This is a genomic window from Pseudoalteromonas atlantica, from assembly GCA_007988745.1.
Taxonomy (GTDB): Bacteria; Pseudomonadota; Gammaproteobacteria; order Enterobacterales; family Alteromonadaceae; genus Pseudoalteromonas; species Pseudoalteromonas atlantica.
In genome coordinates this window covers 19,949-45,699 of record BJUT01000033.1, presented here as the reverse complement: position 1 = coordinate 45,699, position 25,751 = coordinate 19,949, and the positions used below count along the sequence as shown (strand labels likewise).

Annotated in this window: 24 protein-coding genes and 1 pseudogene; 14 read left to right on the top strand and 11 right to left on the bottom strand. The window is 40.9% G+C overall.

The genetic code is table 11. The annotated features are described in order from the left end of the window. The first annotated feature begins 192 nt into the window (after positions 1-192). Together pdxH and PAT01_RS13520 are read left to right on the top strand one after the other, a co-directional pair. Positions 193-831, top strand: a complete 639-nt coding sequence (pdxH, locus tag PAT01_RS13525) for a pyridoxamine 5'-phosphate oxidase (RefSeq protein ID WP_096739178.1) — start codon at positions 193-195, stop codon at positions 829-831. Positions 832-843: 12 nt separating this feature from the next. After that, complete coding sequence (locus tag PAT01_RS13520) at positions 844-1,611, top strand: TatD family hydrolase (protein WP_154945618.1); 768 nt, start codon at positions 844-846, stop codon at positions 1,609-1,611. Here PAT01_RS13520 and PAT01_RS13515 read toward each other — a convergent pair. Then, the gene (locus PAT01_RS13515) at positions 1,578-2,198 is read right to left on the bottom strand and encodes an AhpA/YtjB family protein (RefSeq protein ID WP_096739180.1); all 621 of its coding nucleotides are present in this window, start codon (positions 2,196-2,198) and stop codon (positions 1,578-1,580) included. The genes PAT01_RS13520 and PAT01_RS13515 overlap by 34 nt on opposite strands. 151 nt (positions 2,199-2,349) lie before the next feature. Between PAT01_RS13515 and serB the strand changes: the two genes are divergently transcribed. Further along, complete coding sequence (gene serB / locus PAT01_RS13510) at positions 2,350-3,366, top strand: phosphoserine phosphatase SerB (RefSeq protein WP_096739181.1); 1,017 nt, start codon at positions 2,350-2,352, stop codon at positions 3,364-3,366. Positions 3,367-3,548: 182 nt separating this feature from the next. Here serB and PAT01_RS13505 read toward each other — a convergent pair whose 3' ends face one another. Next, entirely contained in the window at positions 3,549-6,026 is a 2,478-nt protein-coding gene (locus tag PAT01_RS13505) for a PilZ domain-containing protein (RefSeq protein WP_154945617.1), read from the bottom strand. Between the two features lie 359 nt (positions 6,027-6,385). Between PAT01_RS13505 and radA the strand changes: the two genes are divergently transcribed. Together radA and PAT01_RS13495 are read left to right on the top strand one after the other, a co-directional pair. Beyond that, entirely contained in the window at positions 6,386-7,771 is a 1,386-nt protein-coding gene (radA, locus tag PAT01_RS13500; protein ID WP_004586161.1) for a DNA repair protein RadA, read from the top strand. Between the two features lie 75 nt (positions 7,772-7,846). Then, a complete protein-coding gene (locus PAT01_RS13495) occupies positions 7,847-8,779 on the top strand; it encodes a hypothetical protein (RefSeq protein WP_029774278.1) in 933 nt (310 codons plus the stop codon). A gap of 86 nt (positions 8,780-8,865) precedes the next feature. On the opposite strand, the gene serA is transcribed toward PAT01_RS13495, so the two are convergent. The 5 genes from serA to metK form a co-directional block, all read right to left on the bottom strand. Further along, positions 8,866-10,095, bottom strand: a complete 1,230-nt coding sequence (gene serA, locus PAT01_RS13490; RefSeq protein ID WP_004586164.1) for a phosphoglycerate dehydrogenase — start codon at positions 10,093-10,095, stop codon at positions 8,866-8,868. 9 nt (positions 10,096-10,104) lie between these two features. Next, entirely contained in the window at positions 10,105-10,758 is a 654-nt protein-coding gene (gene rpiA, locus PAT01_RS13485) for a ribose-5-phosphate isomerase RpiA (protein ID WP_004586165.1), read from the bottom strand. Positions 10,759-10,795: 37 nt separating this feature from the next. Continuing rightward, complete coding sequence (locus PAT01_RS13480; protein ID WP_154945616.1) at positions 10,796-11,392, bottom strand: 5-formyltetrahydrofolate cyclo-ligase; 597 nt, start codon at positions 11,390-11,392, stop codon at positions 10,796-10,798. A gap of 19 nt (positions 11,393-11,411) precedes the next feature. Further along, positions 11,412-11,954 carry a hypothetical protein gene (locus PAT01_RS13475; protein ID WP_154945615.1) on the bottom strand — a complete coding sequence of 181 codons (543 nt, stop codon included), beginning with the start codon at positions 11,952-11,954 and terminating at the stop codon, positions 11,412-11,414. Positions 11,955-12,262: 308 nt separating this feature from the next. After that, positions 12,263-13,414, bottom strand: a complete 1,152-nt coding sequence (gene metK / locus PAT01_RS13470) for a methionine adenosyltransferase (RefSeq protein WP_004586168.1) — start codon at positions 13,412-13,414, stop codon at positions 12,263-12,265. A 304-nt stretch (positions 13,415-13,718) separates the two neighbouring features. On the opposite strand from metK, the gene tkt reads away from it, so the two are divergent. The 6 genes from tkt (at position 13,719) to PAT01_RS13440 (ending at position 19,155) form a co-directional block, all read left to right on the top strand. After that, entirely contained in the window at positions 13,719-15,710 is a 1,992-nt protein-coding gene (gene tkt, locus PAT01_RS13465; protein ID WP_154945614.1) for a transketolase, read from the top strand. A gap of 257 nt (positions 15,711-15,967) precedes the next feature. After that, entirely contained in the window at positions 15,968-16,282 is a 315-nt protein-coding gene (ppnP, locus tag PAT01_RS13460) for a pyrimidine/purine nucleoside phosphorylase (protein ID WP_024033130.1), read from the top strand. A gap of 178 nt (positions 16,283-16,460) precedes the next feature. After that, positions 16,461-16,817 carry a ribosome hibernation-promoting factor, HPF/YfiA family gene (gene hpf / locus PAT01_RS13455; protein WP_024033129.1) on the top strand — a complete coding sequence of 119 codons (357 nt, stop codon included), beginning with the start codon at positions 16,461-16,463 and terminating at the stop codon, positions 16,815-16,817. Positions 16,818-16,959: 142 nt separating this feature from the next. Beyond that, positions 16,960-18,195: an NRAMP family divalent metal transporter gene (locus tag PAT01_RS13450; RefSeq protein ID WP_031289801.1), complete on the top strand. Its 1,236-nt coding sequence runs from the start codon at positions 16,960-16,962 to the stop codon at positions 18,193-18,195. 70 nt (positions 18,196-18,265) lie between these two features. Further along, entirely contained in the window at positions 18,266-18,721 is a 456-nt protein-coding gene (locus PAT01_RS13445; RefSeq protein ID WP_138578998.1) for a GNAT family N-acetyltransferase, read from the top strand. A gap of 17 nt (positions 18,722-18,738) precedes the next feature. Next, complete coding sequence (locus PAT01_RS13440) at positions 18,739-19,155, top strand: GNAT family N-acetyltransferase (protein ID WP_154945613.1); 417 nt, start codon at positions 18,739-18,741, stop codon at positions 19,153-19,155. Between the two features lie 213 nt (positions 19,156-19,368). On the opposite strand, the pseudogene PAT01_RS13435 reads toward PAT01_RS13440, so the two are convergent. Next, positions 19,369-19,757, bottom strand: a pseudogene (locus PAT01_RS13435) (hypothetical protein); the annotation flags it as partial. A 182-nt stretch (positions 19,758-19,939) separates the two neighbouring features. On the opposite strand from PAT01_RS13435, the gene PAT01_RS13430 reads away from it, so the two are divergent. Next, a complete protein-coding gene (locus PAT01_RS13430; protein WP_138579000.1) occupies positions 19,940-22,135 on the top strand; it encodes a YfaP family protein in 2,196 nt (731 codons plus the stop codon). 37 nt (positions 22,136-22,172) lie between these two features. Here PAT01_RS13430 and PAT01_RS13425 read toward each other — a convergent pair whose 3' ends face one another. Genes PAT01_RS13425 through PAT01_RS13415 form a run of 3 tightly spaced genes read right to left on the bottom strand, consistent with a single transcriptional unit; the run spans position 22,173 to position 24,502 of the window. Further along, complete coding sequence (locus PAT01_RS13425; protein ID WP_154945612.1) at positions 22,173-23,360, bottom strand: vWA domain-containing protein; 1,188 nt, start codon at positions 23,358-23,360, stop codon at positions 22,173-22,175. Between the two features lies 1 nt (position 23,361). Beyond that, a complete protein-coding gene (locus PAT01_RS13420; RefSeq protein ID WP_154945611.1) occupies positions 23,362-24,210 on the bottom strand; it encodes an AAA family ATPase in 849 nt (282 codons plus the stop codon). 52 nt (positions 24,211-24,262) lie between these two features. After that, entirely contained in the window at positions 24,263-24,502 is a 240-nt protein-coding gene (locus PAT01_RS13415) for a DUF1653 domain-containing protein (protein WP_029774266.1), read from the bottom strand. A 60-nt stretch (positions 24,503-24,562) separates the two neighbouring features. On the opposite strand from PAT01_RS13415, the gene PAT01_RS13410 reads away from it, so the two are divergent. Beyond that, on the top strand, positions 24,563-25,042 hold the full coding sequence (locus PAT01_RS13410; protein ID WP_024033120.1) for a DUF2947 domain-containing protein: 480 nt from the start codon (positions 24,563-24,565) through the stop codon (positions 25,040-25,042). Between the two features lie 75 nt (positions 25,043-25,117). After that, complete coding sequence (locus PAT01_RS13405) at positions 25,118-25,747, top strand: hypothetical protein (RefSeq protein ID WP_138579004.1); 630 nt, start codon at positions 25,118-25,120, stop codon at positions 25,745-25,747. Positions 25,748-25,751 lie beyond the last annotated feature (4 nt).

The window sequence follows — 25,751 nt, the reverse complement described above, 5'->3', positions numbered from 1 at the left end:
TGTAGCTGATAGCTGATAGCTGATAGCTGATAGCTGATAGCTGATAGCACCGTAGGTTGGGTTGAGTGAAACGAAACCCAACATTAACCAAGCACTAACCCAAAATATAAAATTGTTCTTATTACTGATTACTATTAATTGCCTGACCTTACTTACCCACATACGCTTTAATAAACAGAGAAGGATTTGTTTATGAAACTCGAAGACATCCGCCGTGAATACCTGCAAGACGCGCTAAGCGAAGATAACTTGCAAGATGATCCATTCAAACAATTTGAAACCTGGCTTGAGCATGCTGTGGGCAGTAATATCCCAGACCCAACGGCCATGGTTGTAGCAACGGTTGATGAAACCGGCCAACCTTCACAGCGTATTGTATTGCTAAAACATTTAGATGATAACGGGTTTGTATTTTTTACTAATACCGGCTCACGTAAAGCGCAAGAGCTAAAAGGCAATAACAAAATATCGCTGCATTTTCCGTGGCATCATATGGAGCGCCAAGTGATTGTATACGGTGAGGCAAAACCATTACCGACGGCTGCAGTCGCTAAATATTTTTTATCGCGCCCTAAAGAAAGCCAATTAGCAGCATGGGCCTCAGCGCAAAGCAGGCCAGTCTCATCGCGTAAAGTGCTTATGGAAACCTTTGCCAATATGAAGAGTAAATTTGCTAATGGTGAAATTCCATTGCCTGATTTTTGGGGCGGTTACTGCGTAGTGCCTACTAAAATAGAGTTTTGGCAAGGCGGCGCACACCGTTTACACGACCGCTTTATATATCAGCGCCAAACCGATAATAGCTGGCAAATAACACGTTTAAACCCTTAACCGGTTTACGCTGTGAAGTTTATAGACTCCCACTGCCACCTCGATTTTACTGAGTTTGACGCAAACCGCGGATCACTCATAAAAGAGTGTATGGCTAAAGGTGTTGAGCGCTTTGTTGTGCCAGGTATTAGCTTGGCGCAATCTCAGCAGCTAATTGAATTTAAAGCTAAATACCCACAAGTACATATTGCCGCAGGGCTTCACCCTTACTTTTTAGATGAGCATAAAGATGCTCACTTAGCGCAGTTATTCGATTTTGCAAAAGCCAATAAAAAGCAGCTGGTGGCAATAGGGGAGTGCGGGCTTGATAGAAGTATTGATGACCTTGAAAAACAAACCAGCCTATTTGAGCAACACATCACCCTTGCTAACGAGCTCCAGCTGCCGCTTATTGTGCATCACAGGCAAAGCCATGATTTAATTGCGCATGCGTTTAAGCGCTGCAAGCCAAAATATGGCGGCGTGATACATGCATACTCAGGCTCCATGCAACAAGCACAGTATTATATTAAACAGGGCTTTAAATTAGGTGTAGGTGGCGTTATTACTTATGAACGAGCAGCAAAAACCCGTGATGTAATTGCTCAAATAGAACCGCAGCATTTAGTGCTTGAGACGGACGCGCCCTCAATGCCATTAAGTGGCCATCAGGGAGAAATTAACACCCCTGCGCATATTCCTGCTGTATTTGAAGTTTTATGCAGCTTAAAGCCAAATAGTAATAAAGCCGAACTTGTTCAGCAGCTTTACGATTCTTGCTCTGAGGTTTTTTGCATATAGCGATTTACCTGCCAACGTTTTAGGCCTCGCCCTAGCTGCCATGTAAAAATACAGGCTATTACTAGCATTAATAAAACTTGCCTGCCTAAATCATGAAAGTGATTGTGGCTGTCAGATATCGCCGCGCGGGTTAAATAAGTAATAGATACAAAGCCTAAAGGCTTATCTATGTCGCTTATAACAGGCTCAACAAATGGGGTTTTTAGTTTACTAATCCCTGGGGTGGACTCTGGCAATTGGCCAAATATATGGTGCGATTGCCAGTGATCGCTGCTGGCTATAAGTACGCCTTGCTGATCGTATATTGTGGCTGAAAGTACAAACTCGTCTTTGCTTATATCATTACACAAAGCTCTAAGCTGAGGCTTATTTTTAGCAAGCAATGGCTCTTTAGCATTAAGAGCCATAAATGAGGTTAAGCTTTTGGCAGTATTATCGGCACTATTATAAAGTAGTTGGTGGCTTTCAAAGCTACTGTTAACACCTACAAAACTCAGTAATACAAAACAGCCCGCAGCCAATAACAAGCGAACGATTCGCTTTCTTTGTGATGCAGACAAAGGGCTTTTTATATGGTTATTTTTCATAGTCACCGTATATGCTACTGACAGCATTTTGATTTGATGTTACAACTACGCTAACTATAACCTTAAATCTACCCCGATGGCGAATTTAGCGTTATGAATACCCTAATTGATACGCCAAATTAGAAAAATAAATAACAAACACGGAGAACCCATGTCGCAAATGAACATGGCACAGCCAGCTGCTGAGCAAGCATTACATTCTTTAACGCTAAACACATGGTTTGATTACAAAGAAGGGAGTTTTACTCCTGCTCAAACAATACCAGATAAAACCGTTGGGTTATTTAGTATTGCGTTTGCGGGCGATTTTGAACTGAAGCATGTAACGAGTATTATCGACTTTCTAAAAACGCACGCGCTTAAAGTAACCGCTGTATGTCAATATCAGCCCGACTTAGGGTTAGCCCCAGCTCTGTGTTTTTATAGCCCAGAGGCAGAGCAAAAAATTAACCCGCTTGCGCTAAGAGAGTTTGCAAACACGCTTGATTTTCAGCTAGTGCAAGTTACAACGCCACCTAACCTATATGAGCCAGGGTTGCTGGTTATGGATATGGACTCTACCGCCATCACCATAGAGTGTATTGATGAAATTGCACGTTTAGCAGATGTATATGACGATGTGGCTTCGGTGACCGCGCTTGCAATGGCGGGCAAACTAGATTTTAGCGAAAGTTTAAATCAGCGTGTAGCAAAGTTAGCCGGCATAGAGCAAAGCTTAATTGAAGACTTAAAAAACACCTTACCATTAATGCCAGGTATTAAAGCGTTATGCCAAATTTTAAAGCAGCATAATTGGTATCTTGCTATAGCATCAGGCGGGTTTGTACCCTTTGCCGAGCGTGTGCAGCAGCTGATTAATTTAGATGAAGTACACGCTAATGTGCTTGAATTTGCAAACAATAAACTCACAGGAAAAGTCTCTGGTGCCATTGTTGATGCGCAGCAAAAAGCGGTTGTTTTAGAAACACTGCAGCAAAAGCTGGGCTTAGCAAATACGCAAACGGTAGCCATTGGCGATGGTGCAAACGATTTGCTAATGATGGAAAAAGCAGGGTTAGGTGTTGCCGTACATGGTAAACCAAAAGTGGTGGAGCAAGCTCAAGCGGCTATATGTCAGGGCTCGTTACTGCAATTGTTGTATATGTTGGCTATTCCCTTAAAGAAGTAACCTGAGAATAACCACCAAAATAAGTTATACCAATCGGGTTAAGTTATTTAGAGCGACAGATAAATAGCGTGATAACAAGGCATAAATTTCGACATGTAGTTGTTCTACATGAGAAATTTATAACGCCGCTAACGCTTTATTTAGCACGCTATAAACTTTTAAGTCGATTGGTATTAAGCCGCTTAGCGCAAGCGGTTTAACCATAACAGCTTTCTGCGGCCCATTTGAGCGACCTGCTTTTGATCTAACTCTAAATGGCTAAGCGCTTCGTCGGTTATATCTACAATATCACCCACCCCAGATACTGCCCACAGCGCTTCTTCTATGTCTTTTGCTTTGTGCATTGCATATTGGCTTACATATTTAAGTTCGTTTGATAGGTAGTCTGTATCTGGGCGACCCGTTCGCGATAAGTACAAGCGCATAACAAATACCAGCTCAGATTTAACGCCTGCGCTAATTTGCTCACTAAAGCTTGAATAGTTTTCGCCTAGTACGCATTGGCTCGTCACAGCCTTTTCAATGTTATCTTGTTTAGGGTCAAAATTAATTGCGAGTGTAAACGGCAAAGGCGGGTCTTGTCGGCTACGATCTTTAATGCTTGGAGTGATCACATCAATAATTTGTTGCTGCGTTAAAATATGGCTTAGGTCAGTTTTATTATTTAATAAGCCAAAATTTTGTAAAATCACGTGAATTGGGCTGGCATATAAACCAAAACCTATGGCTCCTGGAATAAAGTGGTTTGCTTCTTTATGTAAATAAAGCGGGAATTGGCACACACTTTTGGTCACCATATTTCTCAGTGCGGTAGAAAGGCCTTCTATTTTAGGGGCTTCTTCAGACACTTTTAATTTATCTTTATTACTTTGAATTAATTGGGTAAAAAAGTTAACCCCTGCATGTGGTAAGTCAGCAACTCTGTTGGCTTTTAAATTAATGGTCGTTAACGACTTACTAATTGCCATCACTTCGTATTTAAGCTCACTTAAATTATGCTTTTTAGTTATTTTTTGTAAATCGGGGAAAGACAGTAAAACAATATCGCCTTTTTTAAAGCTAACCGGCGAGGCTGACTCTAATTGCAAACCCATAACCGAAAAATCCCGAGTATGAGCCTGATACTGCTTATCCTCAAACGAAAGCTCGGCAGGTGTTTTATATAAGTATCGTTTGTGAGAGCGTAAGTTTACATACTCTAGTGGCACAATATCTAAATAAGGAGGCTTATTATGCTTAGCGTGGCCAAAATGTTTAAGCTGGTTAACTAACGCCCTATCGTAGGGATGCTTCTTATAATGCGCTTGTTCTTCACTGTTGCCAATGGCGGTTAAAACCGCAATATATTTTACATCTTTTATAAGGCCTGCCACTCTTGGAGAAGGTGGCTTATTAAGCTTTTCTATGTTTTTACCCGCCGAATTAGGCAACGATAATGGAATAAACGAATCATCAGGGTGGCTTGGCATAACTTGTAACTTAAAGCATTGCCAGCTGTCTTTTTGGCTACCAAACCCTAAAAACAGGTTTCTTAATTTAGGGTTGTTATTAAGCTCTGTACGCGTGGCTGAGTAGTAATAAGTTTTTCCTGCAGAAACATGTGTAAACGTATATAAGTAATCTTCTTTTACTGCGTTTACTTGGGTAAGCATTTGGCTAATACGTTGATTATTTAAAATGCTATATAAGCAGGGCACTTTTCGTTCATCAGTAAAATAGCGCTGAATAAAAATATTATTTTCAGTGGTTAGGCTTAAACTAGGAACAATTTGTTCGCCTTTTTTACTTAAAAACACGTATAAAGAGGTAACGCGCGGAATATAATATTGCTCATAACCCTTTGAAACAACAGCATCTAGGGTGTTATCTAAGTTCACTTTATAGCGGCGTTTATTACCGTTTATAAAGCTATCTAAAAAATTATCGAATGCTTCATTTTTTTCTATAAAAGTACGCTTTAAACGAATGTGGTTATATTCACGAGATATGTTTTCAACTGCAACTACTTCATATTGAATGCCATTTTTAAGGCCTAGCTCAAAATCTTGCTCAAGCCCTACTAGCCGCATGGCAATTAGCTGCCCTTTTTTTATAGTTTGGCGGGTAGGAAGCTTAATTTTACAACCACTCAAAGAGATATCTGAGGTACTCGCGGCAATGTTTTTCTTATCGTTGTACTCAATTTTAACTTTAATCGAGTAGTTCATTCGCTCCTCAGAGCGGCTTTCATAAGAGGCAAATTTTATTACGCTGGTAGTCAGAGTGTCGTTTTCAACTTGTGTATCACTTTGCTCTTGTGCTTGTTTTTGTAGTACGCGATGGTTGTTTTCGGTATTCATTACCGCTTCGTATACCGCTAAAGTATAACCGCCGTGTTGTTTTAAGGCTGCCTCAAATACTTCTATGGCGGTGTCATCCATAAAGTGTTGTTTACCATTGTGCTCATACGGGCGAACTTGGCCTGTTACTAAGCCTCGCAGGTCAACAAAACGGGCAACTGGCTGAGATAGGCGCGACATTTCCATTTTCATTAAAAACTGCTCAGGCTTTGTTAAACCTGCCGTTTTAGATTTGAAAATTAGGTCGAACTTTGCGTTACCTAAATAGGTTTTTAGCTCATTTACGAGGTCTTCGTGTTTGAGCAGTATGTCTTCAGCCATTTATAAATCGTCACCGTCTAATTGAAAAGTAGGTATACTGTAAAGTCCATTTATTTGAAAAATTCAATAAACGTAACATCGTGCTATGTTATTAATATAGGTACGATTTTTCGTGTAAGTACAGTTTAACTCTTGTTATTATGTGTTAAATGCCAATTTGTTGGCAAGTTACTTTAAAGTATTTAAAAGCAATAAGTATGCCCTAACTTAAAGTAAAAGAGAAAATTACATGTGTTTGTTTCTAATATAGATCCTTGATTGGCTTTAGCAATGTAGCGCTGCTATGTCGTTCTCCCCATGATAAAATAAACAACTAAATGTATGCATTTTAAATTAAAGAATAGTAGGTAAGGTTATAAATGGCTAAGGCGGCAAAAGTAGAATTTGTTTGTACAGAGTGTGGTATGAACTACCAACGTTGGCAAGGTCAGTGTCGCTGTGGTGCGTGGAACACGTTGGCAGAATTTAAACCCTCTGCAGGGCAAAGTAAAAAAGCCGCTGCGCGAGCAACCGTTGGTGGTTATGCAGGTGGCATTGGTGGCGGCTCTAAAAAAATTGATGATGTAGCCACCACCGAGGCCGAAAAGCAGCTAACAGAAATAGGCGAGCTTGACCGTGTACTAAGCGGCGGCGTAACCACGGGCTCGGTTAATATTATATCGGGCGACCCAGGGGCGGGTAAAACAACGCTGTTATCTGATTTAGTAGCCAGAATGTCGCAGCGTATGCCATCACTTTATTGTACTGCTGAGGAGTCGTTGTCGCAGTTTAAAAACCGTGTAAACCGCTTAAAGCTTAACTATAACGCCGATGAGCTTTATTTACTTTCTGAAACTAGCGTAGAAACCATTATTGAAGAGCTTGATAAAAATAAAATTAAGTTTGCTGTTATCGACTCTATTCAAGCTGTTGTAACCGACACTGCAAATGGCAGCCCTGGTTCGCCTTCGCAAGTAAAAAGTGCCGCGCAAGCGCTTACTCAGTATTGTAAGCAAAACGATGTCACTATGTTTATTATTGCCCATGTAAATAAAAACAACGAAATTGCAGGGCCGCAAACATTAGTGCATATAGTGGATGCCTTATTGCACATTGACACGAATGATGGGCAGGTACGTACGCTTAGAGCTAACAAAAACCGTTTTGGTGATATTGATACCGTAGGCATTTTTAAAATGTGCGAACGCGGCATGCTAAGTGTTGATAACCCCAGCGAGATTTTTTTATCGGGATCAAGTACTGAATCACCAGGCTCTACTATTACGTGTATCCGAAAAGGTAACCGTAATTTATTGCTCGAAATTCAATGTTTAACCACCGAAACTGAAGCCGAATTTCCGCAGCGTGTGTGCGTGGGTTTAAACATGAACCGAATAAAAATGCTCACTGGTATTTTACGCAAACACACCAAAACTAAAATATTTCACGATACGTTTTTTAATATTGTGGGCGGCTTACGAATCGATGAAACCGAAACCTGTATTGATTTAGCGTTAGTAACTGCGCTTTTAAGCAGCTTAAACGAGTTTGTTGTACCGCGTACAACCTGCATTATGGGAGAGCTTAGTTTAAACGGCGATGTGCGCCCAATCGACAGCGGTGTACCACGGGTTAAAGAAGCGGCTCAGCATGGGTTTACTGAAATATTTATCCCGTTTCGTAATTACCATAAATCGATGGAAGGACTAGGGGCTAAAATTACGCCAGTAAAAACCGTGCACGAGTTACTGAGTTTAATTAATTAACGCTTACAGCGGCTGCTGTGCAATGTTACTCTTGAGCAAACACAATTTATATACAGAACAAAATAAGGAAATAGCATGAAAAAACTCGTAATAGCCATAGCCATTGTTGCAGCTGGCGTAGGCGGTGTTAGCTACGCAAACTATGTAGCAACTCAAGAAGTACGTACCGAAGTAGACAAGCAGCTTGCTTTAGTGAGCGATCAAACCGGTGCGACATTTAAATACGCGGGTTTATCGGCAAGTGTTATTTCTCAAAGTGTTGAAATTACTAACATGGAAGTAATTAGCCCTGAAGGTGATAACGTAGCGCATATTCAAAGTATTGAAGTAACCGGTTACGAAACCGATAAAATATCGCCACATACATCGTTTACAGTAAAAAGCTTTCAGTTCGATAAAGACTTTGTAGCAAAACTACCTGCTGATACAAACGAAATGCTTGCCTCTGCAAGTTACGACTTAAGCTCATCGCTCGATTACGATGAACAATCTGGCGACAGCGACGTAGTTTTAAAGCTTGATGCAAAAGATATTGCTAGTTTTAATATGGATGTAGGCCTTGCCAATTCTAAAGCATTAATGGACGCATCCCTTGCGATAAGCAAAGCACAGCAAGAAGCAGGTGACACGCCGCTTACGTACGAGCAAGAGTTACAACAGCAAACCTTAGTTATGCAAGCTATGAGTAAGCTTGAGCCACGAAATATTAATTTAGTACTTAATAACCAAGGCAAATTAAAAGAGCTATTTGTGAGCGAGCTTGAAAAACAAGGAATGACGCTTGAGCAAATGCAAATGACGCTACAGCAACAGTTACAGCAAGCTCCCGTAACTGAAGAAATTGCACAGGCGCTGACTGATTTTGCCAAAGGTTTAAACTCATTAAGCATATCGGCAAAATTGCCTGAAGGTAAAACCATGATGGAAGTAAACCAGCAAATAATGATGTTAGCTGGCCAGCCTGAAGAGCTAGTTAAATTTGTTAATTTAGAAGTTAAAGGCGAGTAATAGCGAACAGCTCTCACCAGCCAGTTTAATACAAAAAAGCCGTACTTGATTAATCAAGTACGGCTTTTATTATTTTAGCTGATAGCTTAGTGAAGAATACGCGCTCTAATTGTACCTTCTACTGCACTTAGCTCTTTAAGTGCAACTTCTGACTGATCGGTATCTACGTCAATAACTACATAACCAATTGATTCATCAGTTTGTAAGTACTGAGCGGCAATGTTAATACCGTGCTGGGCAAATGCTTGGTTAATTTGCGTAAGTACGCCAGGGCGGTTGTGGTGTACGTGCAATAAGCGGCTACGGTTAGCAAGCTCTGGTAGCGAAACCTCAGGGAAGTTAACCGCTGTAATAGTTGAACCATTATCTGAGTATTTAGCTAATTTACCGGCTACTTCAATACCAATGTTTTCTTGCGCTTCTTGGGTTGAACCACCAATGTGCGGCGTTAAAATAACGTTGTCGAATTCACGCAGTGGCGATACAAATTCTTCTTCGTTAGATTTTGGCTCAACAGGGAATACATCAATAGCTGCGCCGCTTAGCTTTTTCTCGCTAAGTGCTTCGGCAAGTGCATCAATATCCACTACAGTACCGCGTGAAGCGTTAATTAGTATTGATCCTTGCTTCATTACGGCAAGTTCTGCTGTGCCAATTAGGTTTTTAGTTTGCGGTGTTTCTGGTACGTGTAAACTAATAATATCAGCGCGCTGTAAAAGCTGTGTTAGGTTATGAATTTGTGTTGCATTACCTAAAGAGAGCTTATCTTCAATGTCGTAATACTCTACGTTCATACCTATGTTTTCAGCCATAATACCAAGCTGGGTACCTATGTGGCCGTAACCAATAATCCCGAGCGTTTTACCGCGCGCTTCAAACGAGCCGGTTGCTGTTTTTAACCAGCCGCCACGGTGCGCTGCTGCATTACGCTCTGGAATACCACGTAATAGTAATAGTATTTCGCCAAGTACAAGTTCAGCCACTGAACGAGTGTTTGAAAACGGTGCATTAAATACTGCAATACCGCGCTCTCGAGCTGAGTTTAAGTCAACTTGGTTAGTACCAATACAAAAACAACCAATGGCTACTAGCTTTTCAGCTGAGTCTAAAACTGCTTGGTTAATATGAGTACGAGAACGAAGCCCTACAAAGTGCACATCTTTAATACGCTCTTTAAGTTCGTCCTCAGGTAGCGATGTTTTTACGTAGTCGATGTTGCTGTAACCATTACGTTTAAGCGTTTCTACAGCGCTTTGGTGAACACCTTCAAGCAAGAGAATTTTAATTTTGTCTTTTGCTAACGATACCTTACTCATAACCTCATCCTATTTAATTTGTGGCCCATTTTTAGTGCCGATAATCACTTTATCAGCGCCGCGCATCGCAAATAGGCCGTTGGTAACTACGCCAACAATTGAATTAATTTGTGTTTCAAGTTGTTTGGCATTACTAATACTTAAATTGTGTACATCTAAAATAACGTTACCGTTATCGGTTACTACGCCTTGGCGGTACACAGGGTCGCCACCAAGTTTTAATAATTCACGCGCTACGTAGCTGCGTGCCATGGGTATAACTTCTACCGGAAGCGGAAAATCACCCAATGTATCTACTAATTTTGTGTCATCAACAATACAAACAAATTGTTTTGCAACGGCTGCGACTATTTTTTCGCGGGTAAGTGCTGCGCCGCCGCCTTTGATCATTTCGTTTTGGGCATTAATTTCATCTGCGCCGTCTACGTATACATCAAGAGCATCTACATCGTTTAGCTCAAACACTTCAATACCTAACGCGTGTAAACGCGCTGTTGAAGCCTCAGAGCTAGATACCGCACCCGTTATGGTGTCTTTTACTGTGCCTAGGGCATCAATAAAATGATTTACGGTAGAGCCTGTCCCCACACCAACAATGGTGTTTTCTTTTACAAACTCGAGTGCAGCCCACGCAGCTGCTTTTTTTAATTCGTCTTGCGTCATTGTTATGCTCATATTTCAAATGTGTAGTGGGTGTTTATTACCAGTGATAAATTTTATCGGGAGTAATAATGGTTTTAAGTGGAACATCCCACGATTCAATTGGCAGTGCATCTACTTTTTGGCAGCTATGTGCTAAGCCTATAAGTTGCGGTTTTTGCCAATTGTAAGCGTGTAATTGCGCCAGTGTTTTATCGTAAAATCCACCCCCCATTCCTAATCGATTACCTTGATTATCAAATGCTACAAGTGGCATCAGTAAGTAATCTAAATCAGTTAATGGGCATATTTGAGAGCAGTTCAGCTTAGGCTCCAAGATACCATAGCGATTTGCCCTCATGGGTGAGTTTTTTTCATAGCGTTGAAACAGCAAAGTAGCCCCATTAAATGGGTGTATAACGGGTAAGTAAAGGGTATGGCCTTGTTGCCATAACTCATTAATTAACAATGATGTATCTAATTCTCCATCGTTACTAAAGTAAATGGCTATATGTTTTTGTGAGGCTGTTTTATCGCTATTTAGCTGTTGAGTAAAATTCAACTTTAACTGTGCCGCGGCTTTTTCTTGCTGTTTTTTTGATAGATTATTGCGTAATTGGCGAATAGATTGGCGTATGTGTGTACGTTTATTGCTCATTGTAATTACGCACCTTTGATTAAATAGACACTAAATCAGGAAAAGCTAAGTAAACAGCAAGCACAATAAGTAGTAAAACGGCGGTGGCAATCAGTGAATATAACAAAATATTGCTACGCGTTTTAACAGGTTCATCGAGCTGCTCGTCAAGCATAAGCTCATCTTCTTGCCAGTCATCGCTTTCGTCTGTAGGGCTTTTTAGCTCATTGGTTGGAAGCCTTTGTTCTAGCTCTTCTAGCTTTTCTTCTAGGCGGATCAGGCTGCTCGTTATGTAATCAAGGGCATCAAAAATCCGTTCATCACGCTGACTAGCTGCGCTAGGGCTTTGAGTGGGTAGCTCACCAGTGGCTTGTAACTTACTTTTAATGCCTAGGCTTGCCAGTAATTTGGCCTGCTTTAAGGCTTTGTCTTTATTGCTAGGTGCAAAGAGTGCTTTGCCATTAAAAAACTGAGTTACTTTATCTTCAGACGTTTTTAGCTTACTTGCTAAATTTACGCAGGCCGTTTTAGCCTCAGTGCCCTCGGCGAGTCCTACAAACATAACGCGAAAATTATTGGCCATTTACTTATCCCTTAAGCTTTTATTATACAAAGAGTATATACCTAAAACCGTGCGAAATTCGAGGGCTAGCTAATACCAATTTAATTCAAAACACGATTAGTTTAGCGTATTAAATAGCGCACTGACTGCGTTAAAATTATTTATATAAAATAACTGTACGCCGTAAATTGCTTTGTTATTGCACTATTTTTTGGGTGCTATCATAAACAACTAAATTAATGCAATTGATATAAAGCGCATAATTAGTCTTTGCTTTAGATATAAAAACGGCCCTTAAAAGGGCCGTTTATTATTTAATGCATTTTGGCTTATAGGCCAGCAGCTGCGCGAAGTGCGTCTGCTTTATCTGTACGTTCCCATGGGAATTCGTCACGACCAAAGTGACCGTATGCCGCTGTTGGTTGGTAAATTGGACGCTCTAAATCAAGCATTTGAATTAAGCCGTAAGGGCGTAGGTCAAAGTGCTCACGAATAAGCTCAATTAAACGACCTTCTTCAAGCTTGCTTGTACCAAAGGTTTCAACGCTGATAGAGGTAGGCTCTGCTACACCAATTGCGTAAGATACTTGTAGCTCACACTTATCAGCAAGGCCTGCAGCCACTACGTTTTTAGCTACGTAACGTGCAGCGTATGCAGCTGAGCGGTCAACTTTTGATGGATCTTTACCTGAGAAAGCACCACCACCGTGACGTGCCATACCACCGTATGTATCTACGATGATTTTACGACCCGTTAAACCACAGTCGCCCATTGGTCCGCCAATTACAAAGCGACCCGTTGGGTTAATGAAAAATTTAGTCGCGCTAGTAATAAGCTCGGCAGGAAGTACTGGCTTAATGATGGTTTCCATCACGGCTTCTACTAAGTCATTTTGCGAAATTTCTTCTGCGTGCTGAGTAGAAAGCACAACTGCATCAATACCTACTGGCTTGCCGTTTTCGTATGCAAAAGTTACTTGAGATTTTGCATCTGGGCGTAACCAGTTAAGCTCGCCGCTTTTACGTACTTGCGCTTGGCGCTGTACTAAACGGTGTGAGTAAGTAATTGGCGCAGGCATTAGTACTTCTGTTTCATTACATGCATAACCAAACATAAGGCCTTGGTCGCCAGCACCTTGTTCTTCTGGGCTAGTACGGTCAACACCTTGGTTAATATCAGGAGACTGCTTACCAATTGTGTTTAAAATTGCACACGAGTCTGCATCGAAACCCATGTCTGAATGCGTGTAGCCAATTTCACGTACTGTTTTACGTGTAATTTCTTCAATATCAACCCATGCGCTAGTGGTAATTTCACCACCAACCATAACCATACCGGTTTTTACGTAAGTTTCGCACGCAACACGGGCATGAGAGTCTTGCTCTAGGATAGCATCAAGTACCGCATCAGAGATTTGATCGGCGATTTTATCCGGATGACCTTCAGAAACAGATTCAGAAGTAAATAAATGTTTTGCCATTGTATTTCTGCTCACAAATATTGCGCTTCACAAACGTCGGTATTAGCGCTAAAAAATTAAGGGGCGTATTTTATCTAAAACAAAACACCTTGCATAGTGTTTTTACGCCTAGACGTCTAAATAAAATGAGTAATAACTTTTTGGTCTTAAAAAATATTCATAATAGCCCATTTTTATAGGGTTTTTAATTGCACACTGCACCTACATTAAGTAAGAATGGTTGCTATAACAGCTCTTAAGTTACTTAAGGGTATTAACGAACACATAAGTACCCGCGCAAATACACATAAAGGTAGGAGAATTCATGCCATCTCGCAAAGAACTTGCAAATGCTATTCGCGTCTTGTCAATGGACGCAGTACAAAAGGCCAAATCTGGCCACCCTGGAGCCCCAATGGGCATGGCCGATATCGCAGAAGTATTATGGCGCGATTATCTAAAGCATAATCCAACTAATCCAGAGTGGGCTGACCGTGACAGATTTATTCTTTCAAATGGCCACGGTTCAATGCTTATCTATTCTCTATTGCACCTAACTGGTTACGACTTACCACTTGATGAAATTAAAAACTTCCGTCAAATGCATTCTAAAACGCCAGGCCATCCTGAGTACGGTTATGCACCAGGAATTGAAACTACTACGGGCCCACTAGGTCAGGGGATCACAAACGCGGTAGGTATGGCGATTGCTGAAAAAGCGCTTGCTGCACAATTTAACCGTGAAGGCCACGACATTGTTGATCACTACACGTATGCATTTATGGGTGATGGTTGTTTAATGGAAGGTATTTCTCATGAAGCATGTTCACTTGCTGGCACATTAGGCCTTGGCAAGTTAGTGGCTTTTTGGGATGACAACGGTATTTCAATCGATGGTGAAGTAGAAGGTTGGTTTAGCGACGATACACCGGCACGCTTTAAAGCATACGGCTGGCATGTAATAAGTGACGTTGATGGCCACGACAGCGATGCTGTTAGTGCTGCAATAGCAGAGGCTCAAAGTGTTACTGACAAACCATCACTAATTTGTTGTAAAACAGTGATTGGTTACGGTTCACCTAATAAATCTGGTAGCCACGATTGTCACGGCGCGCCATTAGGTGATGACGAAATTACAGCGTCTCGCGAATTTTTAGGCTGGTCTGGTGGTGCATTTGAAATCCCTGATGATATTTACGCACAGTGGGATAGCAAAGAAAAAGGTCAACAGCTTGAATCTAGCTGGGACGAAAAATTTGCAGCATACGCAAAAGCATACCCAGAGCTTGCAGCTGAATATAAGCGCCGTATTAACAACGAACTTCCAGGCGATTGGGCTGAAAAATCTCAAGCATACATAGAGCAACTACAAGCAAACCCTGCAAATCCTGCATCTCGTAAAGCGTCGCAAAATGCATTAAATGCATTTGGCCCGTTATTACCAGAATTCATGGGTGGCTCAGCCGATTTAGCTGGCTCAAACTTAACAATTTGGGATGGCTCTAAAGGGCTAACTGCAGACGATGCAAGCGGTAACTACGTTTACTACGGTGTACGTGAGTTTGGTATGTCGGCAATTATGAATGGTATTGCCCTTCATAAAGGCTTTATTCCTTACGGTGCAACGTTCTTAATGTTTGTTGAATACGCAAAAAATGCGGTACGTATGGCTGCACTAATGAAGCAACCAAGCATTTTTGTTTACACGCACGATTCAATCGGCCTAGGTGAAGATGGTCCAACTCACCAACCGGTAGAGCAAATTGCGAGCATGCGTTTAACGCCAAACTTATACAACTGGCGCCCGTGTGACCAAGTTGAGTCGGCAATTGCATGGCAACAAGCTATTGAGCGTAAAGACGGTCCTACGTCACTTATCTTTACTCGCCAAGGTCTTGAGCAACAAGCGCGTGACGCTCAGCAATTAGCAGATGTTAAAAAGGGTGGTTACATCCTTAGCTGTGACGGCGAGCCAGAGCTAATTATTATGGCAACAGGTTCTGAGGTGCAACTAGCACAAGACTCTGCAACAGAGCTACGCAGCCAAGGTAAAAAGGTACGTGTTGTATCTATGCCATGTACTGATGTATTTGAAGAGCAAAGCGCACAGTACAAAGAAAGCGTACTACCGGCAGCCGTTACACGCCGCGTAGCAGTAGAAGCAGGTATTGCTGATTACTGGTACAAGTACGTGGGCCTAAATGGCGCAGTAGTAGGTATGACTACCTTTGGTGAGTCGGCACCTGCTGGTGAGCTGTTTGAGCACTTTGGCTTTACAGTAGAGAACATTGTAAATAAAGCAAACGAACTGTTTTAATAGTTAGCTTTAATATTTAAAAGCCCGCCCTGTGTAAAACAGGGCGGGCTTTTTTGTTTGCTAACTGAGTTATAAAGTGGCGTAGTAGCCTTAAGATACTTGAATCACACTGCTTGAAATACGTAGTACTTTTTTGGCTTAAAGCCTTTTGAGTTTTAATTTCAGATGAGTAATTTTCACAGCGCTTTTCTTGCAAGGCTATGACCTATCAGGCAAGGTGGTGGCCGATTAAATAAAATAATACAACAGGAGTGAGGATGTCTCAGTTTGAAAATGTAAGCGTAATTAAAAAAGCGAACGTGTATTTTGACGGTAAAGTATCAAGCCGTACCGTGGTATTTAACGATGGCACAACCAAAACGCTAGGTTTTATGCAACCAGGTGAATTTGTATTTGACACCAGTAAAAAAGAATTAATGGAGCTATTAGGCGGCCAGTGGGACATTTTATTACCTGGAGAAACGCAGTGGAAAACATTTATCGCAGGCGAATCATTTAATGTTGATGCCAATGTGAGCTTTAAAGTAAAAGTGAGTGATTTTGCTGACTATTGCTGTTCGTACACAGACTAAACGCTAAAGGCTAGACGTCTGAAAGCCCATACTTTATGGGCTTTGCATAAACTTTGCACAACTTATAATTTAAATCAGTTTAAGTAACAAATTAATTTCAAAAATCAGTGCTTTTTCCTTGTGTTAATCTAAATAGCCCCCAATACTATTTATGAGGTAACAAATAAAAGGATACCCTATGAAAATTAATCTTTCTGGTCACCATGTAGACGTTACTAACTCTATTAGAGAGCATATCAACGAAAAGTTTTCAAAAATCGAGAGCCACTTTCCATCACTTATCGCACTCGACATTATATTGTCTAAAGAGCATCACAAAATCCAAGCAGAAATTAGCACAAATTACGAAGGTGCGCGTATATCGGTAAAAGGGGAAAACGAAGTTATGTACCCGGCGATTGCAAGCGCAGCTAAAAAACTCGATGCAGCACTAAAACATCGAAAAGGGCAAATAAAAGCAAATTTACACGAAAAGCCTGTAAGCACAACGCCAGAGATAGCGCACGAAATCATCCAAGAGATGGAACTAAAATAAGATTTAGTCCCAAAGTACTATAAAAAAGAGCCTTACGGCTCTTTTTTATTGCCTTTAATTTAGGTAAGTTATGCAGCCTTCGGTGTTATTAATTATGAAAATTAATAACCAGAGCGAATAACACACATAATTTGAGAAGTTAATGCAGCAAACACACACCTCTTGGAAATCTCGATTGGGCGCACTAGGCCCTGGTATCTTAATGGCAACCGCAGCAATTGGCGGCTCTCACTTAGTTGCATCTACTCAAGCTGGCGCGCTATTTGGCTGGCAACTGTTTTGGCTAATTCTCGTTGTTAACGTATTAAAGTACCCATTTTTTCGCTTTGGTATGGAATACACCCTAGCAACCAAAAACAGTTTAGTAGAAGGTTATAAAAATAAAGGCCCTGTCTATTTTTATAGTTTTATTGGCTTAAATATACTGGCCGCCATAGTTAATACCGCAGGGGTGTTATTACTGACTGCAAGCTTGCTGCATTATGCGCTGCCAATAGTGATAGAAGTCACGCTACTGTGTTGGATATTGCTCGGCGTGTGTTTAGCTATTTTATTACTTGGGCACTTTAAAGCGCTCGACAGCGTTGCTAAAGGCATTATGGGGCTATTAACGCTTGCTACTGTTATTGCGCTGGTTATCGCGTTTAGTAATGGCCCAATGGCTCCTGCTGACTATATTGGCCCATCACCTTACGAGTTGGCTATGCTGAGCTTTATGGTCGCGTTAATGGGCTGGATGCCAGCACCCATTGAAATTTCAGCCCTTAGCTCGCTATGGCTTAAAGAAAAACAAACTCAGCAAACGGTTACTAAAAGCCAAGGCTTATTCGATTTTAACGTAGGCTATTGGCTAACAGCCTGTTTAGCATTGGTATTTTTTAGCTTAGGTGTGCTGGTGCAATACGGGCAAAGCAGCAGTATTGAGCTTGGCGGTGTTGCCTTTGCTAAACAGCTTATTGATATGTATGCACTGACTATTGGCGAGTGGGCAAGGCCGCTTGTATCAGCCATTGCTTTTTTATGTATGTTTGGCACTACACTCACCGTTCTTGATGGCTACGCACGTACACTTAACGAGTCACATAAATTACTTGGTTTTAAGCAATCTAAACACAGTTTAAATATTTGGTTAGTACTGCAGGCCTTTGCCGGTATGGCAGTTATTTTATTTTTTAAATCGGCCCTGGGGCCAATGCTTACCTTTGCCATGACACTTGCTTTTGTCACCACCCCCGTTTTTGCATGGCTTAACTTTAGTTTAGTGCGCTCAGAGCCGGCCATTAAACACAGCGTACTATTGCGCAGCTTAACCTGGTTAGGCTTAGTGTACTTGGTTGGTTTTGCTGTTGCGTTTGTGGTGTGGAAGCTAGCAGCCTAAATATAGCTATTTGCTTTAGGGCTTTAATTAAAGCCCTAAGCATTAAATTCAAGGATTAAATGGGGTGTAAATGGATATTAGAACAGACGCGCTTTCAAACCCACACATTATAAAGTTACTACAAGCGCATCATAACGATATGCTAAAACACTCACCTGTTGAAAGCGTACATGCGCTGGATGTAACTAAACTCACAAAGCCTGATATAACTTTTTATAGCTTATGGATTGATAATAATTTAGCGGGTGTTGGTGCTTTAAAAGCACTAAATACAACGCATGGCGAAATTAAATCAATGCGCACCTCAAGCAACTATTTACGCCAAGGCATAGCCGCTAAGTTACTCACGCATATTATTGAGCAAGCAACACTGCTAGGGTATAAAAAGTTAAGTTTAGAAACGGGCACTGCAAAGGCGTTTTTACCCGCGCAAAAGCTTTACACTCAGTTTGGTTTTAAAAAATGCGAACCATTTGGGAATTATGAGCAAGATCCGTATAGCTTGTTTATGAGTAAAGTGCTTTAAAGTGAGTAGGGGATATTATGGTTTATAACGTTGAACTGAAAGCTCCAGCACAGGATGAATTTGCTAATTTACGTACACAAGTAAAGTGGCAAAACCCTGACGATAAAACATTAAAAGCAAGTATCGAAAACTCACTGTTTTGGGTCACTGTATACGACACGGATAATTTAATAGGCACTGGCAGAGTGGTTGGTGATGGCGCAATGTATTTTTATATTCAAGATGTAATTGTTGCGCCAAGTTATCAAAAGCAAGGCATTGGTCATTTAGTTATGACCCATATTGAAAACTACCTAAGCAACACATGCTCTAATAGCGCGACAATAGCTTTATTAAGCGCTAATGGTAAAGAAAGCTTTTATACTCAATATGGTTATGTAAAGCGTGATGGCGATGGTTTAGGGTTAGGAATGTGTAAGTTTATTAGCAAGTAATAATAAATATTGCTGAATTTTTTTATATTTTCCATTAACGCGGTAAGTCGGGTTGTTTCTAGTTTATTCATCATTATCGTCGGATGGCGTGGCTTCGCCACTTATCCGACCTACGTCAAAGGTAGGTTGGTTAAGCCAAAGGCGTCACCCAACAACGCTATAGGTTCACGCCTGAAGCCCCGCCGCTAGCGCTGAGCTGAGGTAAATTAATATCTAACTCAGCTCTTTTATCGCGTTACTTATTCCATCTAAACTCAGCGGGTACATTCTGTTGTCCATCAGCTGCTTTATAAAATCAATTGATTGATAGTACGGCCAGTGTTCAACCGGTTGTGGGTTGAGCCAGGCTACTTTATCGAAGTGATTGGTAATTCGTTGTAACCATGCACTGCCGGGCTCTTCATTGTAGTGCTCTACCGAGCCGCCGGGGTAGGCTATTTCGTATGGGCCCATAGTAGCATCGTCCACAAAAATTACTTTGTAGTCGCTGGTAAATTTATTAATCAGCGTCATGGTGTCGGTGAGTTTGAGTGGCGCCGCGCATTGTCTTGCCATACGTGCTCGTATAAACAGTTATGAAAATAGTAAAAATTTAAATTCTTATCTTTCTAATAGCTGATTTTAATCTTTCTATTTATTAGTCTAAATTAAACATGAATCCATGGTTAGTGTTAGATTTAAAAATTATAAAGATTAGATACCTAGTTACAAATGTTATATTTTTGTTGTGTTTTTAGTGCTTTATACTTATTATTCTAACCGTTGATAAATATAGGGAAATATAATGGAAAATCAATTTAAACTTAAACCTCTCCTTGTTCTACCTCTTATAAGTGTATTAACTGCATGTGGCTCATCAGATTCTGACAGTGAAACGGCGGTTGTAGGTGTAAATAGCGTACCAGTTATCACCTCTCAGGCTGTTATTACGGCAACAGAAGATACACAATATACCTATGACTTAGTAGTACAAGATGATGACAGTAATTTAACTTATTCATTGAATTCTGCCCCTGAGGGTATGACTATTTCTAGTGATGGTTCTATTCAGTGGGTACCCACTGAAGGAGTAGTAAGCTCAGGAAATGTAGTTGCAGCAGTAAATGATGGTGTAAATGATAGCGTATTGCAGTCTTTTGAGATTGAAGTTACCCCTGTAAATGATTCACCGGTACTAACTGAAGTAGCAAATCAGGTGGTTAAAAGCGGAGATAATTTTACTTTTCAAATTAATGTAACCGACCCTGATGATACTGCTGAGTACGGTGATCTAAACTTTACTCTAACCTCAGCGCCTGAAGGTATGAATATTGATCAAACAGGCTTATTGACATATGCAGCTAGCGCTTCTGAAACGTCTTCCTACGTAGTGACAGTTAGTGTAAGCGATGGTGGAGAAGATGGTTCTGTCCCTTCGACAACATCGTTTACACTTGACGAGCAATACTTTTTAAATATTTCAGCGGTGATTAAAAACTATTACACTGAAGATGTGATTGAAAATGCGACAGCTTATTTAACAAATGGAGATGAAATCGTTGACGAGGCAGTATCTAATCAAGATGGTATCGTTTCATTTTCTGTACAAGATATAGATATGACATCCCGTATGTCTGTTATCAGTGATGCTGAAGGCTTTGCTGAGATGGGTATTGGTTTAAACGAAAACCAAATAAACTTAGCCAACAATATATTACTGCAACCTGTTCATGCAGAACTGTCATTTGACCCAACAGTAGAGACGCAGCTTTCGGTAGAGGATACTGTTTTAGTTGAATTACCAGCTAATAGTTTGGTAAGACCAGATGGTACATTGGTCACAGGGATTGTGAATGCCGAGTTAACTATCATAAATCCAGCGATAGATATTAATCTTATGCCAGGCGATATGATTACTAAAAGTGAAAACGGAGAGATCAAACCAATAGAATCATTTGGTGCAATTACAGTTACGTTTAAAGATACTGATGGATTGGATCTTAATTTAATAGAAAATGCACAAGCTAAAATTAATATCCCAGCTGTAGGGCAACTTGAGCCGACAATCCCATTATATTACTTTAATGAGAATACTGGGTTTTGGGCTGAAGAAGGTGAAGCTGAATTAATATCAAACTCTCAAGGTAACTTCTATACGGGTATGGTGTCTCATTTTACAACGTGGAATGCAGATAGAATCTACGATACAGTATTTATAAATGGCTGTATTGAAGATGAAGAGCAAAACCGTATTGCAGGAGCGCAGGTAAACTCAGAGGGGCGTGACTATATAGGCTCGTCTTCGGCAGTAACAGACGAAAATGGTATGTTTTCGATACCTACTAAAATGAATAGTACTGTTTTAATTTCATCTACAGTTGGTGCTCAAAGTCGAACTTCTTCTATAGAAACAACAGATGTAGATTTAAACTTAGGCGAGTGCATCGTTTTAAATGAAGCGCTTACAAGAATAAAGTTAAATTGGGGTTTAACTCCTTCAGATTTGGACTCTCATTTATGGGGCCCATCAAATAGTGATGGTGGGCAGTTTCACATTTATTATATAAATAGAGAAATTGTTGTAAACGATGTCGTTATGTTTTTGGATGTCGACGATGTGACAAGCTATGGTCCTGAGGTCATTTCAATTCCAGAATTTGCTTTACCTGGCACTTATACTTATAAAGTACATAATTATTCTCAAACTCCTGATATAGATACTGATACAGCTAAAGTTGAGCTCATCGTTAACGATAGGCGTTATATATTTACTCCACCAAGTGATGGAGTTGATGATATGTGGTACGTATTTGATTTAGTCGTGAGCGAGTCTGGAAATGTAGACATTAATGAAGTGAATACATTTGAGCCGGATTATCGTTTTTCAAGTAACGTTAATCCTTCAAGTTATAATATTCCTAGAGTTAATTTGTCATCAAAAGCTCAATCTTATGAGCTAATATATAAAGACTTGGTTAAAGGAAAATATTACTCCTATTAATCTACAAATAAGCCTCCATATTTGGAGGCTTATTTTTTTAACTCAGCTCTTTTATCGCGTTACTTATTCCATCTAAACTCAGCGGGTACATTCTGTTATCCATCAGCTGCTTTATAAAATCAATTGATTGATAGTACGGCCAGTGTTCAACCGGTTGTGGGTTGAGCCAGGCGACTTTATCAAAGTGGTTTGTTATACGTTGCAACCATGCACTGCCGGGCTCTTCATTGTAGTGCTCTACTGAGCCGCCGGGGTACGCTATTTCGTATGGGCCCATAGTAGCGTCACCGACAAATATTACTTTGTAGTCGCTGGTAAATTTATTAATCAGCGTCATGGTGTCGATGATGTTTGAATGGCGGCGCGCGTTATCTTGCCACACGTGCTCGTATAAACAGTTATGAAAGTAGTAAAACTCTAAATGTTTAAACTCGCTGTGGGCTGCGCTAAATAACTCTTCGCAGGTATGAATGTAGTCATCCATTGAGCCGCCAATATCAAACAGCATTAATACTTTTACCGCATTGTGGCGCTCGGGTGCCATTTTTACATCCAGCATGCCGCCTTGTTTGGCGGTAGCGCGAATGGTCTCGTTTAAATCAAGGGTGTCACTTGCGCCTGTGCGGGCAAATTTACGTAATTTTTTAAGGGCGAGTTTAATAGTACGAGAGCCAATTTCGCGATCAGAGTCTAAATTGCGGTATTCGCGCTTATCCCACACTTTTACCGCTTGGCGATTACGGTTACCCTCTTGCCCTATACGCACGCCTTCTGGATTATAGCCGTATGCACCAAAAGGTGATGTACCACCAGTGCCCACCCATTTATTGCCGCCTGCGTGGCGTTTTTGTTGCTCTTCTAAACGCTCTTTTAGGGTTTTCATTAGCTCGTCGAGCCCACCCATGGCTTTTAGCTGGGCTTTTTCTTCATCGCTTAGGTGTTTTTCAAACTCTTTGCGCAACCAGTCTTTAGGTAAGCTGTGCTGTTGCTTTAAACTTTCAAGCAAATCAAGGTCGGCAATACCGCTAAAATAGTCGCTGAAGGCTTTGTCGAACCTGTCAAAATGGGTTTCGTCTTTTACCATTATGGTGCGCGCTAAATGGTAAAAGCCATCTACATCGGCAAATATAACGCCTTTTTTTAAGGCGTTTATTAAATCGAGTAGCTCGCGCAGGCTTACCGGTAAGCGGTATTTGCGCAGCGTGAAAAAAAACTGTACTAGCATGTTAGCGACGACTCATAAACGCAAGTTTTTCGATGAGGCTTATATCTTGCTCATTTTTAAGCAGTGCGCCAAACATCGGCATTAAGCCGCCTTTTTGGGCTTTATCGTGCAGTGTTTTAGCGTCTATATCTTCGGCCATTAAAAGCTTTAACCAATCCAGCAGTTCGCTGGTGGAAGGTTTCTTTTTAAGACCGTTGGCTTCACGTAAGTTAAAAAATACTTCGAGTCCTTGGCGAACTAAATCTTGTTTAACGTTAGGGTAGTGCACATCAACGATTTGCTGCATTTCTTCGCTGCTTGGAAAATCAATATAGTGAAAAAAGCAGCGGCGTAAAAAGGCATCTGGTAGTTCTTTTTCGTTGTTTGACGTGATGATCACAATAGGGCGTTCTTTCGCTACAATGCGCTCGTTAGTTTCGTAAACATGAAACTCCATTTTATCAAGTTCGAGCAGTAGGTCGTTCGGGAACTCGATGTCGGCTTTGTCTATTTCGTCGATTAAAAGCACTGGGCGTTTGCCGTTAAGTTCAGCGTAGTTAAACGCTTGCCACAGCTTACCTTTAACAATGTAGTTGCCAATGTTATGTACGCGCTCATCGCCTAATTGGCTGTCGCGTAGGCGCGATACCGCGTCGTATTCGTACAAACCCTGTTGTGCTTTAGTGGTTGATTTAATGTGCCACTGAATAAGCTCGGTATCTAAGCTTTTAGCAAGCTCTTCAGCCAGCATGGTTTTACCTGTACCTGGCTCACCTTTAATTAATAAGGGCTTTTCAAGCATAATAGCGGCATTTACAGCCTGTTTAAGCGAGCTGCTAGCGATGTAGTTGTCGGTAGAATTAAATTGCACGGGTTCCCCTTGCCTGGTCTGATCAGTGTTGTATGTGATTATAATGCCATAGTTAATCTGCAGCTCCAAGGTAGGCAAAGCGTGGAATAGTGTGTCCATCTTTTTCAACGGTTTCTAAAAACATACTTAGTGGACGTGCCCACATGCCGTACTCGCCATACAGGGCTTGGTATATAACAAGTTGTTCGTCGGTTTCGCTGTGTGTTGCTACGTAAAATACTTTGTATTGTGGACCTTTGTAGTGTTGATATATGCCTGGTTTGAGGGAAAGCGGTTTTATTGCTGTAGTCATGTTTTGATCTCTTGTATAATTGCGTTTGCTTTTTATTATGCCAAAGAATACACCAACACTATGAATTATATTTCGCTCGATGATCACAAAAAAGCCTGGGTTTTTCGTCATAAAGACCTTCCTGTATCTGAAGAAGACGCTGCGCGTATTAAGCCAATGACCAGCGAACGTGCTGCGGTGCTTTGGAGCACTATGGTGAGCCGCGAGTTCGACCACCCCGATTTTTTTGATAAAACTGATTGGTGCGGTAAAGAAGAAAGCTTTAGCGATGAAGTAAATTGGGAAGATGCGTGGGAAAATGGCGACGAAAGCTTACCACAAGCCATTTTGGATCATTTAGATTGGCAGGCTAATACCACTGTTTATTTTTGTATGGCACGCGATAACGTTATAGAAACCACCTTTGATGTATTTAAACGTAATTGGCAAAACTTTATGTTTTTAGCTGATGGCAGTTTATTAATTGGTAAAAAGCGTAATACCGTGGTGCAATTTTTAGAAAGCGGCATTGCTAAATTAGGTGAAAAGCCAAGCGCTTAAATTGCCTAGTGCGCTTAAAAAATAGCCGCTATTGTGCTATAAAACAGCTACCTAATTGTTTTTTGAGTATAACTATTGGTAGCGAAGAGTCAGCCACTTGCAGCTCAGCAGCAAGAAATATGGCAAAGTGATGCGCAAAAAGTGCTGTATGCACAATTGTGCAATGCGTTTTATCAGCGAGAGGTACAGCGCTTAGTTGCTGAGGCTAATGCTGATAAACTACGCCGCCAATTAAAAAGCTTACCGTATTATATAGAACGGGCGGCAACTTTGGTTGCCAATGGGAGTTCGCCGTTTACGCTCGACTCACAAAATGGCTCTTGGCTTGAAAAACAAAAGCCAACACCGCCAGAGGTTAACGCTCAGGCAAATGAACTTTTTTATAAAAAATATGCCCAAGTGGGGCTAATAGTGCCGGTGTTAATAAATAGCCATGACCAAGTGAGGCTAAGAATAGACAGCATAGATCAAGTAAGCGACAATAAACTGCACTGTAATGAACTAGGCTGGTTTGATTTTTTTGGCAAGGGCCTAGAACAAGCAAATGCGCAGTTGGTAAAACCCAGTAAAATGAGTTTAACAGCGGCGTGTTGCGGGCATCAGTGGCAATTTTCAAAACGCTGCGCACCTAGGTTGCTTTCACTTAGAGAAATGCTATTAGCGGGTAATATTAATTGGCGTAATATAAAACGCCCACGAGCCTAATTTT